The organism is Bacteroides sp. Marseille-P8574, from assembly GCF_902825465.1.
GTDB classification, from domain to species: Bacteria; Bacteroidota; Bacteroidia; order Bacteroidales; family Bacteroidaceae; genus Bacteroides; species Bacteroides uniformis.
Map to the genome: position 1 here is coordinate 964818 of NZ_CADEBE010000001.1, position 14419 is coordinate 979236.

At 47.0% G+C, this 14419-nt stretch carries 13 protein-coding genes; 1 reads left to right on the forward strand and 12 read right to left on the reverse strand.

What is annotated here, in order from left to right:
- Positions 1-28 precede the first annotated feature (28 nt).
- The 5 genes from HUX74_RS04145 to HUX74_RS04165 form a co-directional block, all read right to left on the reverse strand.
- Complete coding sequence (locus HUX74_RS04145; protein WP_174646252.1) at positions 29-1300, reverse strand: adenylosuccinate synthase; 1272 nt, start codon at positions 1298-1300, stop codon at positions 29-31.
- Positions 1297-1785, reverse strand: a complete 489-nt coding sequence (locus tag HUX74_RS04150; RefSeq protein ID WP_005835580.1) for a Fur family transcriptional regulator — start codon at positions 1783-1785, stop codon at positions 1297-1299. Before HUX74_RS04150 ends, HUX74_RS04145 begins: the two co-directional genes overlap by 4 nt.
- Positions 1786-1912: 127 nt before the next feature.
- On the reverse strand, positions 1913-2587 hold the full coding sequence (locus HUX74_RS04155; protein ID WP_174646253.1) for a DNA alkylation repair protein: 675 nt from the start codon (positions 2585-2587) through the stop codon (positions 1913-1915).
- Between the two features lie 6 nt (positions 2588-2593).
- Positions 2594-4642, reverse strand: a complete 2049-nt coding sequence (locus HUX74_RS04160; protein WP_117601584.1) for a dihydrofolate reductase — start codon at positions 4640-4642, stop codon at positions 2594-2596.
- Positions 4643-4743: 101 nt separating this feature from the next.
- Positions 4744-5217, reverse strand: coding sequence for an AraC family transcriptional regulator (locus HUX74_RS04165; protein ID WP_117601585.1), 474 nt, complete (start codon positions 5215-5217; stop codon positions 4744-4746).
- 281 nt (positions 5218-5498) lie between these two features.
- On the opposite strand from HUX74_RS04165, the gene recQ reads away from it, so the two are divergent.
- The gene (gene recQ / locus HUX74_RS04170; protein ID WP_174646254.1) at positions 5499-7310 is read left to right on the forward strand and encodes a DNA helicase RecQ; all 1812 of its coding nucleotides are present in this window, start codon (positions 5499-5501) and stop codon (positions 7308-7310) included.
- Positions 7311-7313: 3 nt separating this feature from the next.
- Here the strand turns inward: recQ and HUX74_RS04175 are convergent, their stop codons facing one another.
- From HUX74_RS04175 to leuC, 7 genes are all read right to left on the reverse strand, one after another.
- Positions 7314-8165, reverse strand: coding sequence for a lipopolysaccharide assembly protein LapB (locus tag HUX74_RS04175; RefSeq protein WP_174646255.1), 852 nt, complete (start codon positions 8163-8165; stop codon positions 7314-7316).
- A 15-nt stretch (positions 8166-8180) separates the two neighbouring features.
- Positions 8181-9131: a cysteine synthase A gene (gene cysK, locus HUX74_RS04180; RefSeq protein ID WP_131225911.1), complete on the reverse strand. Its 951-nt coding sequence runs from the start codon at positions 9129-9131 to the stop codon at positions 8181-8183.
- Between the two features lie 298 nt (positions 9132-9429).
- The gene (gene leuB / locus HUX74_RS04185; protein WP_117966782.1) at positions 9430-10491 is read right to left on the reverse strand and encodes a 3-isopropylmalate dehydrogenase; all 1062 of its coding nucleotides are present in this window, start codon (positions 10489-10491) and stop codon (positions 9430-9432) included.
- A 4-nt stretch (positions 10492-10495) separates the two neighbouring features.
- The gene (locus tag HUX74_RS04190) at positions 10496-10738 is read right to left on the reverse strand and encodes a hypothetical protein (RefSeq protein ID WP_025834589.1); all 243 of its coding nucleotides are present in this window, start codon (positions 10736-10738) and stop codon (positions 10496-10498) included.
- A gap of 12 nt (positions 10739-10750) precedes the next feature.
- Positions 10751-12292, reverse strand: coding sequence for an alpha-isopropylmalate synthase regulatory domain-containing protein (locus HUX74_RS04195; RefSeq protein WP_005826194.1), 1542 nt, complete (start codon positions 12290-12292; stop codon positions 10751-10753).
- Positions 12282-12881, reverse strand: coding sequence for a 3-isopropylmalate dehydratase small subunit (leuD, locus tag HUX74_RS04200; protein ID WP_117601589.1), 600 nt, complete (start codon positions 12879-12881; stop codon positions 12282-12284). The genes HUX74_RS04195 and leuD overlap by 11 nt, the downstream gene beginning before the upstream one ends.
- 109 nt (positions 12882-12990) lie before the next feature.
- Positions 12991-14385: a 3-isopropylmalate dehydratase large subunit gene (leuC, locus tag HUX74_RS04205; protein ID WP_117966785.1), complete on the reverse strand. Its 1395-nt coding sequence runs from the start codon at positions 14383-14385 to the stop codon at positions 12991-12993.
- Positions 14386-14419: the final 34 nt, after the last annotated feature.

The window sequence follows — 14419 nt, forward strand, 5'->3', positions numbered from 1 at the left end:
CCGTGCCTAAGGTTATCTGTTTGTTTTATTATTCCTCTGTATATCGTTCGATGGTCTGCTCACGGTCCGGTCCCAAGGAAACAATCTTGATGGGCACACCAAGCTGTTCTTCCAGGAATGACAAATATGCATTGAATTCTTCCGGGAACTCATCTTCACTCTGCATCTTGGTCATATCCGTCTGCCAACCGGGTAGCTCTACATAAACCGGTTCAATAGTCTCGTTGATATCGAACGGGAAGTAATCAATCTCTTCCCCATCCATCTTGTAAGCTACACAAGCCTTAATGGTTTCAAAAGAATCGAGCACATCGCTCTTCATCATAATCAGTTTGGTAACCCCGTCTACCATAATGGCGTATTTCAATGCCACCAAGTCAATCCAACCACAACGGCGCTTACGTCCAGTCACAGACCCGAACTCATGCCCCAGCGTGCAAATCTGGTCACCGGTCTTGTCGAATAATTCCGTCGGGAACGGACCGGCACCTACGCGCGTACAATAGGCCTTGAAAATACCATATACCTCACCAATCTTGTTGGGAGCAATACCCAGACCGGTACAAGCACCCGCACAGACCGTATTGGAAGAAGTGACAAACGGATAAGAACCGAAATCAATGTCCAGCATTGTCCCCTGTGCGCCTTCGCACAATACAGACTTGCCGACAGCCAACAGATTGTTCATCTCGTGTTCACTGTCCACCAACTGGAATTGTTTCAAGTATTCGATACCTTCGAACCATGCCTTCTCCATTTCTGCAAGATCATACTCATAGTTCAGGCTCTTCAATATCTGTTCATGACGGGCCTTGGCCGCTGCATACTTCTTGTCAAAGTCATGCAGAATGTCGCCTACGCGCACACCGTTACGGCTGATTTTATCCGTATAAGTCGGTCCGATGCCTTTTCCGGTCGTTCCTACCTTTGCATCGCCTTTGGCTGCTTCGTATGCAGCATCCAGTATGCGGTGAGTCGGCAGAATGAGGTGTGCTTTCTTGGAAATGTGCAAGCGTTCCTTCAAGTTATGGCCAGACGCTTCCAAAGATTCGGCTTCCGCTTTGAAGAGAGCCGGGTCAAGCACTACACCGTTACCAATGATATTCACCTTGTCCCCCTGGAATATTCCAGACGGAATGGAACGGAGCACATACTTCTGCCCTTCAAACTCGAGTGTATGTCCGGCATTCGGTCCGCCCTGGAAACGAGCTACGACATCGTATCTCGGAGTTAACACATCAACGACTTTGCCTTTGCCTTCGTCGCCCCATTGTAATCCTAATAATACGTCTACTTTCATTTTTCTTTTTTATGGTTATTATTCTTTTTCTTCCGTTTATTGGCCCGGTCACACTTGCTGCACAACCCATACATATATAAGGAATAGTGCGTAAGATTAAAACGGCTCAGCTTGGTATTCTCAATGGCATGCTGCAACTCCTCGTTCTGAAACTCAGTTACCTTTCCGCACTGGGTGCATATCTGGTGATGGTGTGTATCGCGATTATAAGATTTTTCGTATTGGGAAGAGTTGCCGAACTGATGCTTGATGACCAGACGAGCATTTATAAGCAAAATGATGGTATTGTAAAGCGTTGCACGGCTGACGCGGAAATTCTCCTGGTCGGCCATCAGTGAATAGAGCGTGTCGATATCAAAATGACCGTCTATGGAGTAAATGGTGTCAAGTATGGCATAACGTTCGGGAGTCTTCCGATGCCCGTTCGCATTCAGATATTCAGTGAATATCTGCCTAACTGTATCTTTCACATTCTGACTTTCCATTTGACGGCGCAGTTTTACAGCCAACAAAGTTAATCCTTTTTTGTGGAAAGCAAACGAGAAAGAGATAAAAATTGCGATAAGGGAAATATTCCCTTACCGCATCAGTCTCTATAACCATAAAACTAATCTAACAAACCTCCTCTTTTACAAGATTGTATAGTAATTGTTCTACATCAGAAGAAGAATTGTCCATACCCTCCACCCTGCGGCAAACTTGAAAAGAATTTTCCTCATTTTGCTGCATAAAGCAGCGGATAGCGGTCATGGCTGCATTGCGCACATGATAGGAGCCCGACAAAAAAGCCGTTATTGCCTGGTCGAGGAACTCATTTTCAACCCGTTCACTCATATCCCCTTTCTTCATCAATAGACGGGCTATGGTGAGGAAGCCGCAAACCTGCGTGTATTCGTCCTCGCTTGCAATCCAATGGAAGGACTTGGCAGGCGCATAAGGAAGATGTTGGAATAAATTCATACTAGTAAGTTCTGCAATCTCGATATTACGGATATCTTCCACCCAGATATCGGCTATCTCGGGCAGGAAACTCTCTACTGGCTGTAAAAGTCCCGCCAATATTTTGCACTCTCTGATATCTTCTTTCCACAAAGCCTGAGCCAGAGAGTGGTCCTTCTCGTAACCGGCAGCAATACCCTTGATACGGGGCAGCTCCACGCCAAAGTTCAGCTTATATACCAGCCCTTTTTCACGCATACTTTGGGACACAGCCCCGTTCATTGAGAGACGGAGCTGTGTCTTTATATCTTTCAGCCGCTGATGCAGCTGCTCTTTAGTATCTATCATAGTTCATCATTTATTGACAGAAGGCAATGTAGAATAGTCTTTGCTATAACGCAACATCTGTTCCGCATAACCTTCATCATAAGTCACTGTCACATCTGTTATAGTACCGTTGGCATCCGTCACCGCCTCATATTTCGGATTGACGAAACCCTTATACGGCGCAAGATTCAGCTTCTTGTAGCGTTCCAGCACTTCGGCATGCAAAGCGGGATCGACTTTCACGGCATAGGCTTCCACCAAATCATGGGCACCGGCATAGTCACCGGTGGACTTGATACGCTGTATCTCGGCAAGCAACCGGCCAAACAAGTCACGCACTTTCTCATAATCGTTTATCACGACGTACGTCTTCCCATCCTTCTTTACCAATTCCACAACCTTCTCCGCCGCACCATTTTCATACACCCAGCGCGCTATGAGCTGGCGGTTACGCATATGGGCTTCTTCTACATTGTTGCCCGGTTCGATACGTACAAGCTGTGTCATCAAACCATTCATCAGATAGGTGTAGTATTGAGCCTTATAAGCATCCGCACTTGGAGTAAGCCCCAGTTCCACCAGCTTCGGATCGGCCACGTAGTAGAGTCCGAACAAGTCGGCGCGTGCCTCTTCAATAGTAGAGCCATACGCCTTCAACGCATCCGGGTCCACACCCGGAAGCAATTTGCCGGAACCATGTCCCAAACATTCATGCAGGTCAGTATGCAGTTCATCTGTCACATCTGCGTACTTATCAATCAGTTGAAGCTCTGCATCACTGTACACAAACTCCTCATTGAATCCGTTGCCATGAGCAGCCTTGTTATAAGCATCTGTAATGTTACCGATTGTAACGGATTTCGAACCATGCTGGCTACGTATCCAGTTCGCATTGGGCAGGTTGATGCCGATAGCTGTTGCAGGATACAAGTCACCGGCCAGAATAGCCGCCGTGATTACCTTGGCAGACACCCCTTTCACTTTTTCCTTCTTGAATTGTCCGTCTACCGGTGAATGGTCCTCAAACCACTGTGCATTGCCGCTTATCAACTCTGTACGCCGGGTAGCTTCCAAATCTTTAAAATTCACCAGAGATTCCCAGCTTGCCTTCATGCCGAGCGGGTCACCATAACTTTCGGTAAAACCGTTCACAAAGTCAATGCGTGAGTTCAAATCCTTCACCCACAAAATGGCATATTCATCGAATGTCTTCAAATCGCCGGTTTCATAGAAATCCATCAGTTTGGCTATCACCGCCTTCTGCTCGGGAGTCTCGGCAACTCCTTCCGCCTTCTTCAGCCAATAGACAATCTTTTCAAGTGCCTGTCCATACAAACCACCCACTTTCCATACTTTCTCCTGAATCTTGCCATCCTCTTTCACCAAACGGCTGTTCAAACCATAGGAAACGGGAGTTTCATCCTGCGGATTCTTCAAGGCATTATAAAAGTCTTCGGCTTCTTGCTGCGTCACGCCATCATAATAATTGCATGCGGAAGTCAATACCAAATCTTCACCGGCAGCTTGATTCACCCGCTTGGGCATCACTTTAGGGTCAAAAATAACGGGGAATACTTCCTCGCATAGTTGTTCCACAGTCTGTCCTTCGGCAAGCGGCAACGTAGCTGCATCCACACTCTGTACAGCCTGCCTGAAGAATTCGGGAGTAAATCCCGGAACGAACTTTTCGCTGCCATAGTGATGATGAATGCCATTGGAGAACCATACCCGCTTGAGGTACACTTCCATAGCCTTGAAATCAGGAGTGTTCTTATCTCCATTATAGCCGGTATAGACAGCCTCCAACATCCGGCGAATCGTCAGGTTGTACTTGCCATTCTGATCGAAAAGAATGTCTCTACCCTGCAAAGCCGCTTCCGTCAAATAATAAACCAATTCTTTTTGTTTGAGGGACAAATCCTCAAAACCTGGTACACGGTAACGTAAAATCTGTAAATCTGCAAATTGTTCCACTGTATAGTCAAATTTTTCTGCCTCAGCAGTTGTTTTCGGATTTCCGCCACAAGCCGTCAATAGAGAAAGGGCAGTCACCATAGAAATCAGTTGTTTCTTCATGTGTCGGGAATATATGGATTGGTATTAAAAAAGAAGAAAAGGAAGTATCCCGAAACAACTGTTCCGAAATATTTCCTTTTTATTCATTCAATCATACAGAATTATTTCTTCTTAGCCTCTTTTTCAGCGTGTCTTTTACGATATCCATTAGGAGTCTCACCTACATTTTTATAAAAAGCAGCATAAAAAGACTGACGGTTTGCAAAGCCTACCATCGTACTGATTTCCTCTACATTCTTGTCAGCATATCTTTTGTCTGTCAACAAATGCTGCGCTTCTTTTACTCTATATTCATTCAGCAGGCAAGAGTAGTTCATGCCGAAGCGTGAATTCACCACTGCAGATAAATAGCGGGTATTGGTCTGCAATTCTTTCGCCAAATCCTTAGCGGAATAATCAGCATCTCTATACTTCTTTTGTACAACAACGATATTCAATATCTTGTCATACAACTCATCTGCCAATTCCGGCCTTATCAAAGAACGGTAGGCAGCATTCTTTTCTTTCTTTTCGCGCAGGTTGTAAGGACGTTTCTTCGTTCCTTTTTCCTGGGCATTGTTTTCTAAATCACTCATTGAATTAACTGGTTAGGGTTGTTTAAAATCGGAAAAGCCAAAGGGTTAGCCCTTTAGACTTTACAAAAGTCAGACATTTTTTTTTAATACACAACTTTTCCCGTATATATTTTTGATAAATAAACAACGAAAAAGGTTGAAAAGTAGCTCAATTCAGCCATTAATAAGAAACTTTAACCTTTTGCGGAAACTCATATGATACTAAATCTTGATGACTTTCCATTTGTAGTATATGCAATAATTAGTGTACCTTTGTCGGAAGAAATCCATACTGCCAGATTATGCTACAAACGCTCAAGACATATTTCGGTTACGACAGTTTCCGCCCCTTACAAGAAGACATCATACGCCATCTGATGGACCGTAAAGACGCATTGGTACTGATGCCGACGGGAGGCGGAAAATCCATCTGCTATCAACTTCCCGCCTTATTGAGTGAAGGCACGGCGGTAGTGGTTTCTCCGCTCATTTCCTTGATGAAGGACCAAGTGGAAACGCTCTGTGCAAACGGCATCGCGGCCGGTGCACTGAACAGCAATAATGATGAAACAGAGAATGCTTCCCTACGACGTGCATGCATGGAAGGCAAGCTGAAACTACTATATATTTCTCCTGAAAAATTATTGACGGAAGCCAACTATCTGTTAAGAGATATGCATATTTCCCTTTTCGCCATTGATGAAGCTCACTGCATCTCACAATGGGGACACGATTTCCGTCCGGAATATACACAGATGGGCATCCTTCACCAACAGTTTCCCCAGGTTCCCATCATTGCACTTACTGCCACAGCCGACAAAATAACCCGTGAAGATATTATTAAACAGCTACACCTCAACCAACCCAGGGTTTTCATTTCATCTTTCGACCGTCCCAACCTGAGCCTCACCGTAAAAAGAGGTTACCAGCAGAAGGAAAAAAGCAAAGCCATCCTCGACTTCATTGCCCGCCATCCGGGAGAGAGCGGCATTATTTATTGCATGAGCCGCAGCAAGACTGAAACAGTGGCACAAATGCTTCAAAAACAAGGGATAAAATCAGCGGTCTATCATGCAGGACTGTCACCGGCACGAAGAGATGAAGCGCAAGACGACTTCATCAATGACCGCGTGCAAGTGGTATGCGCCACCATCGCCTTTGGAATGGGAATTGACAAAAGCAATGTACGCTGGGTAATTCATTACAATTTGCCCAAAAGCATTGAAAGTTTCTATCAGGAAATAGGACGTGCCGGACGGGACGGAATGCCCAGTGACACCCTTTTGTTCTATTCACTGGCCGACCTCATTCTGCTCACTAAATTCGCAACGGACAGTGGACAGCAAAGCATCAACCTGGAAAAACTGCAACGCATGCAGCAATATGCGGAAGCAGATATCTGCCGCCGCCGCATTCTGTTAAGCTATTTCGGTGAAAATACGACCTGCGACTGTGGAAACTGTGATGTATGCAAAAATCCCCCTGAACGTTTCGATGGTACAATAATCGTACAAAAAGCACTTAGTGCAATCGCGCGTTCCGAACAACAGATAGGGACTGGTATTTTAGTGGACATCCTCAGAGGAAACATGAGTTCTGAAGTTACAGAAAGAGGATACCATCGTCTTAAGACCTTTGGAGTCGGGCGTGAAGTACCCGCCAGAGATTGGCATGACTACCTGCTGCAAATGTTGCAACTCGGCTATTTCGAAATAGCCTACAATGAAAACAACCATCTGAAAATTACTCAAAGCGGAACAGATATCTTGTTTGGCAGAGCACGCGCCCTGCTTGTCACCATCCGCCGCGAGGAAGCTGTACAAACTACAAGAGGCCGTAAACGCAAGGCTACAGTTCCAACCAAAGAATTGCCATTGGGATTGCCCAATACAGAAAATGGGGAACTTTTCGAGGCTCTCCGCACTCTCCGCAAACGCCTTGCCGACCAGGAAGCACTCCCTGCCTATATCGTACTGTCTGACAAAGTACTCCACCTGCTCAGCACCTCCCGCCCCACCACCATAGAAGATTTTGGTAATATCAGCGGTATCGGTGAATATAAGAAGAAGAAATACGGAAAAGAGTTTGTGGAGCTGATACGGAAATATAGTTGAATATTATTTACACTGCAACAACAATTCCCTGAGGTCACCTTGCGGTACGCCAAGCGAAATGGCTTTTTCGAAGTCACGTTTTGCCAACTCCTTTTTCTTTTGGGAAAGATAAATTTGTCCCCGTATCAAGTAGGCTTCCGTCTGTGAAGGATCCAGCTTAATAGCTTCTTCCAAGTCCATCATGGCCAGGTCTACATGTTTCATATCCTGCTCCACACCCGCACGTGCCACGTAAAGCACGGCATATTGCTGGGTAGTCAGCCGGATAGATTCTCCTCCTTTTTCTGCAATCATGGCATTCAATATCGAAAGCGCCGCTTCATATTTGCCCTCCTTCTGCTCCAGTGTAGCCAATCCCAGACGGCCATTGTAACTCCGGGGGGCAAGTTTCAGCAGACGTTCATAATCAGACTTTGCAAAATTATAGTTGCGCTGCCGCATATAGATATAGGCGCGCATTAGCAAGGCTTCCTGATTATCGCTCTCTATATCCAGCACCAAAGAATAGTCTATCCGGGCCAAATCATCCTTCCCCAACTCAAGATAAAGAGCGGCACGGTTCATCAGGGCAGGTATGGCACGCGGAGCAATGTTCAATGCCAGAGTATACGAGTCAAGGGCCTGCTCATACCGGTGTTGCCGACGCTGTATCGTTCCCAAGTTGGAGAACAGCAAAGCGTTATGAGGGTTGGCAGGCTCCATTTTCAAAGCTTGTTCAATGTATTTTTCGGCCAATGACAAGCTATCCTGCTCCGTGGCTGCAACCGCACGTTCGCTCAGTTCTTGATAGGTTTGTGAAAAGGCAGAAAACATCGTGGCTCCACACAAAAGGAAAGAAAAAATAAATTTCTTCATATAATCGTTCAGTATTTATTCCAAAGGATAGGTATCGAAAGCAAACAGTTCTGTTGACAAATAGCGTTCCCCCGTATCGGGCAGTAGGGCAACAATCATTTTATCCGCAAATTCAGGGCGTTCGGCCAGCAACCGTGCCGCATATACCGCTGCACCGGATGAGATGCCGGCCAGCAAGCCTTCCGTAGAAGCCAGCTCCCGTCCTCCACGAATGGCCTCGTCATCGGGTACCGGAATAACCTCGTCTACTACAGAAGCATCATAAATGGAAGGAATAAAATTGGCTCCAATCCCCTGGATGCGGTGCGGTGCGTCTTCCCCTCCTTCCAGGACCGGAGAGGAGGCAGGTTCTACAGCCACAACATAGACATCCGGATTGTGTTTCTTCAAGGCACGCGCCACTCCACAGACCGTGCCGCCCGTGCCCACACCGGCAACAAAAACAGTAACTTTGCCATCCGTGTCCGTCCAGATTTCTTCCCCCGTAGTATGTTCATGAGCCTTGGCATTGGAGGGATTCTCAAACTGTTGCAGAATAACCGCACCGGGTATCGCATCCCGCAGTTCTTTCGCTTTGGCAATGGAGCCGGACATACCTGCCAGCCCGTCGGTCAGTACAATCTCCGCGCCCAAGGCTTTCAACAGATTACGGCGTTCCACACTCATGGTCTCCGGCATGGTCAATATCAAATGGTATCCCTTGATGGTTGCCACCATCGCCAGTCCCACGCCGGTATTGCCACTGGTAGGTTCAATAATCGTAGCTCCGGGTTTCAAAGCCCCACGTGCCTCGGCATCCTCAATCATGGCAAATGCCACACGGTCCTTCACGCTTCCCGCCGGATTAAAAGATTCCAGTTTTGCCACTACGTTTCTTTTCAATCCGTATTTACGGCTGTATTCAGCCAATTCCATCAAAGGAGTATGCCCAATCAACTCCGTCAGGTTCTTTGCAATTTTCGCCATAATCTTATTGTCTAATACATTCTTCCCGCACATACTTGCGGTGCATGGATATGCTGACAAAGATATGCAAATTCCAAGAAATAAACCGTGCGGGAAAGGAAAGATTATGCTGCCATCTACCAAAGCTTAACACGAATAAAGAGGATGAAAGGATATGAAACGATTGAAGAAGGAAAAATGGGAAGGAAGAACCATATCTGACAATCAGCGACTTCCCACTGCAAAGATGGTGCATGCTTTTTGCAGAACTTTACAGTGGGAAGTTACTGATGGACAGAACAGTAATGGGATACTGGCATCAAGACTTCTTAAGATAGTCTACAATCCAAGCGCCCACTTCCTTGGTACCGTATTTGTCTCCACCTTCTACTTGAATCTCCGGTGTACGTACATTCGCATCGAGTGAAGCATCCACTGCCTTGCGAATCAACGCCCCTTCCTCTTTCAGGTCGAAGTATTCGAAAAGCATGGCTACAGACAAAATTTGCGCCAGCGGATTGGCTATATTCAAACCTTTCGCTTGCGGCCAGGAGCCATGAATAGGCTCGAATACCGGCGTGCTCTCTCCCGTAGAAGCGGAAGGCAGCAATCCCATAGAGCCACTGATGCAGGAACCCTCGTCCGTCAAAATATCGCCAAACGTATTTTCCGTAACCATTACGTCAAAGAACTTCGGCTCTTGAATCATCTTCATAGCGGCGTTGTCCACAAACATATAGTCGGTTGTCACTTCGGGATATTGCGGTGCCATTTCCTGGGCAATCTGTCTCCAAAGGCGGGAAGAGGCAAGCACGTTGGCTTTATCCACCACCGTAAGATGTTTGTTACGTTTCATGGCATATTCAAATCCGACTTTCAGGATACGTTCAATCTCAGGACGGGTATACATGTTCGTATCATACGCCTTGTCATTGTCCTGGTATTTCTCACCGAAGTACATGCCACCGGTCAGTTCGCGGATGCAAAGGAAATCGGCACCATCCACCAGCTCCGCACGAAGGGGAGACTTATGGAGCAGACATTTGAAGGTCTGTACGGGACGGATGTTGGCAAACAGTCCCAGTTTCTTGCGCATAGCCAGCAAGCCCTGCTCGGGACGCACTTTGGCAGTAGGGTCATTGTCGAATTTCGGGTCACCTACGGCAGAGAACAATACAGCATCCGCATTTTTACAAGCCTCATAAGTGGCTTCGGGAAACGGGTCACCCACCTTGTCTATCGCGTCTGCACCGCAGATGGCATATTCATAGTTCACTTTATGTCCGAACTTCTCACACACGGCAGTCATCACATCCACGCCTACGGTAGAGATTTCGGGGCCGATACCGTCACCGGCCAACACTGCAATTTTAAAATCCATTGTTTTATTTATTATTTAAAAGTTCATCTATCTTCTTTTTGTTTGCAAGATTCTTGCGGCGATACCGGTCACCCCACACAAAACCAGCTGTCAATATAAGGGTATTGATGGCTGACATAAGATACTCGTCCGCATCCAACTCGCCGCTCCACCAACGCAGAAAGAGGTTGAAAGCAAAAAGCAAGCCTGCATACAACGCATAGCATACATAAGGACGCCTCTCAAAAAACGATTTCTTTTTCTCCATAAGATCCATTTTTTATGATTCGTATTCGTCTTCTATGATATTCAACATCTTCACCGTCGCCTTGATGGCCGCTTCCGTCTGGTCTGCGTCCAATCCGCGTGTACGGAATATCGTATCTTCAAAACTCCAGGTAATAACCGTCTGCACAAAGGCATCGGTACGCCCGCCGGGAGGAATGGTCACGGCATAGTTCGTCAGCATCGGGAACTTACGACCCAGTGTCACTTTATATATCTTGCGCAAGGCGCGCACAAAAGCATCATACTGGCCATCTCCACTGGAACTTTCCTCATATTCCTTTCCGTTGATTTCTATCTTCAACGTAGCCATCGGCTTCAATCCATACGCCAGATTCACAATATAGCTCTTAAGGCTGACGCGTTCTTCTGCCATTCCGTGCTTCAGTACGTCCGAAACAATATAGGGCAGGTCTTCTTGCGTCACCAGTTCCTTCTTGTCGCCCAGCTCAATGATGCGTTCGGTCACTTTGCGCATGGCATCTTCATCCAGTTGTAATCCCAAGTCCTCCAAATTCTTCCGGATATTGGCTTTACCGCTGTTCTTGCCCAGGGCATACTCTCGCTTGCGGCCAAAGCGTTCGGGCAGAAGGTCGTTGCAGTAGAGGTTACTTTTATTGTCACCGTCGGCATGGACGCCTGCCACTTGGGTAAATACATTCTCGCCCACAATCGGTTTATTGGCAGGGATTACGATACCCGAGTAGGACTCCACCACACGGCTTACATCGTTCAGGCGGCTTTCGTCAATGTTGGTAATGGCATTGAAGTGGTCTTTCAGGATAGCCTGCACACTGGCAAGCGGAGCATTGCCGGCACGTTCGCCCAGGCCGTTGATGGTAGTATGCAGTCCCTTGCAACCGCTAAGTACGGCGGCAAGCACATTGCTCACAGCAAGGTCATAGTCATTGTGGGCATGGAAGTCGAAATGGGCATGCGGATAGCGTTTCACCATCTTGCGCATGAACTCGATGACTTGTAGCGGGTTCAATACGCCCAATGTGTCAGGTAACATGTAACGGCGGATATTGGTCTGTTCCAATGCGTCCATCAGACGGAACACATATTCCGGAGAATCTTTCATGCCGTTACTCCAGTCTTCCAGATAGACATTCACTACCATATCCTGCTCGTTGGCGTAATCCACTACGGACAGAATATCCTCGATATGCTCTTCAGGAGTCTTCTTCAACTGGTAGGTGCAATGCTTCAGCGAGCCTTTGCACAGCAGATTGATGACACGGCAACCGGTCGCATGTATCCAGTCCACCGACGTGTGGCCATCTACAAAGCCAAGCACTTCTACTCTTGGCAACAGATTACGGCGTGCCGCCCAGTCACAAATCATTTTTACGGCATCAAACTCTCCTTCGGATACCCGCGCAGAAGCCACCTCTACCCGGTCTACTTTCAATTCCTCCAGTAACAAACGGGCAATCATCAGCTTCTCATGGGGCACAAAGGAGACTCCGCTGGTCTGTTCACCGTCGCGGAGCGTAGTGTCCATGATTTCTATCTTCGGATGATTATGCTTCATTTTTATTCTCCCAAGCTTCTATCTTATCTTTATTCTCAACCAGAAAATCGATGTCATCCAAACCATTCATCAGGCAATGTTTCTTGTAGGCATTGATTTCAAAATGTTCGCTCTTGCCCGTAGCCTTGTTGGTGATGGTCTGTTCGGGCAGATTCACTTCTACTTCCATCTTCGGATTGGCAGAGATAGAGTCGAACAACTCTTTCAGGAACGGCTCACTTACCACCACCGGAAGCACAAAGTTGTTCAGTTCATTGTTCTTGTGTATATCGGCAAAGAAGCTCGATACCACCACGCGGAACCCGTAACCGGCAATGGCCCATGCAGCATGCTCACGGCTGGAACCGGAACCGAAGTTCTTTCCCGCCACCAGAATCTGTCCACCGTAAGTGGGATTGTTCAAAACAAAGTCCTTGTTCAGAGAACCATCCGGATGATAACGCCAATCGCGGAATAAATTATCTCCGAAGAACTTTTCCTCACGGGTAGTAGCTTTCAGAAAACGTGCAGGGATTATCTGGTCTGTATCCACATTCTCTAATGGAAGAGGCACACAAGTACTGGTTATTATATCAAATTTTGTCTTCATCTTTGTATTTACGATTTACAATTTACGATTGAAAATACTCTTGATTTACCTTTGTTGAACGATGTTTGATTTACGAAGTAATTTTAATCGTAAATCGTCCAATCGTACATCAAATCAGCGTTCTCGGGTCAGTAATAACTCCAGTCACTGCCGCTGCTGCAGCTACAAGCGGGCTGGCAAGCAGTGTTCGGGAACCCGGTCCCTGGCGTCCTTCAAAATTACGGTTACTGGTAGACACTGCATACTTTCCGGCAGGCACTTTATCGTCGTTCATTGCCAGACAAGCGGAGCAACCCGGTTGGCGAATGGCAAAACCGGCCTCTTCCAGAATCTTGTCCAGTCCCTCTTCACGAATCTGGGCATCTACCATCCAGGAGCCCGGAACCAGCCATGCCACTACATCCTCGGCTTTCCGACGGCCTTTCACAATGGAGGCAAATGCACGGAAATCCTCAATACGTCCATTGGTGCAGGCGCCTAGAAATACATAATCAATCTTCTTACCCAGCAAAGGCTCTCCCGGTTGAAAACCCATATAGCCCATGGACTTCATGAAAGAGGTGCGGGCAGCCTCTCCCATTCCTTCGGTAGTAGGAATATGTTGTGTGATACCCATGCCCATACCCGGATTGGTACCGTATGTAATCATCGGTTCAATATCTTCGGCTGCAAAACGGACTTCCTTGTCGAACACGGCATTTTCATCACTCCTCAACGTTTTCCAGTATGCCAATGCCTTGTCCCATGCCTCACCCTTCGGAGCATATTCGCGTCCTTTAATATACTCGAAAGTGGTTTCATCCGGAGCAACCATACCGCCGCGGGCACCCATCTCTATACTCAGATTGCACAAGGTCAGACGCCCTTCCATAGTCAGACTGCGCACAGCTTCTCCGGCATATTCCACGAAATATCCCGTAGCGCCGCTGGTCGTCATCTTCGACATCATATACAATGCTACATCTTTTGCCGTCACTCCCTTGCCAAGTTTGCCGTCGACAGTGATACGCATTGTCTTAGGACGGGTCTGAAGGATACATTGCGAGGCCATTACCATTTCCACCTCACTCGTACCGATACCGAAAGCCACTGCTCCCATCGCCCCGTGGGTGGAAGTATGCGAGTCACCGCAGACAATGGTCATGCCAGGCAGGGTCAGCCCGCGTTCCGGACCTACTACATGGATAATTCCGTTCTTCTTGTCCATCATACCGAAATGGGCCAATCCAAACTCTTCCGCATTCTTGGCCAGTGTATCTACCTGAGTCTTTGAAATCGGGTCTTCAATCGGCTTGTCCTGGTCATGCGTCGGCGTGTTATGGTCGGGCATACAGAAGATCTTTTCCGGACGGAAACACTTGATTCCACGTTCGCGCAATCCTGAAAAGGCTTGCGGGCTGGTTACTTCATGACAATAAAGCCGATCAATATAAAGCTGTGTGGGACCGTCTTCCACTTTCTGTACCACATGGGCATCCCAGATTTTATCAAATAATGTATTCATCTCTTTATGTACAATTTAGCTATTTACAATTTAC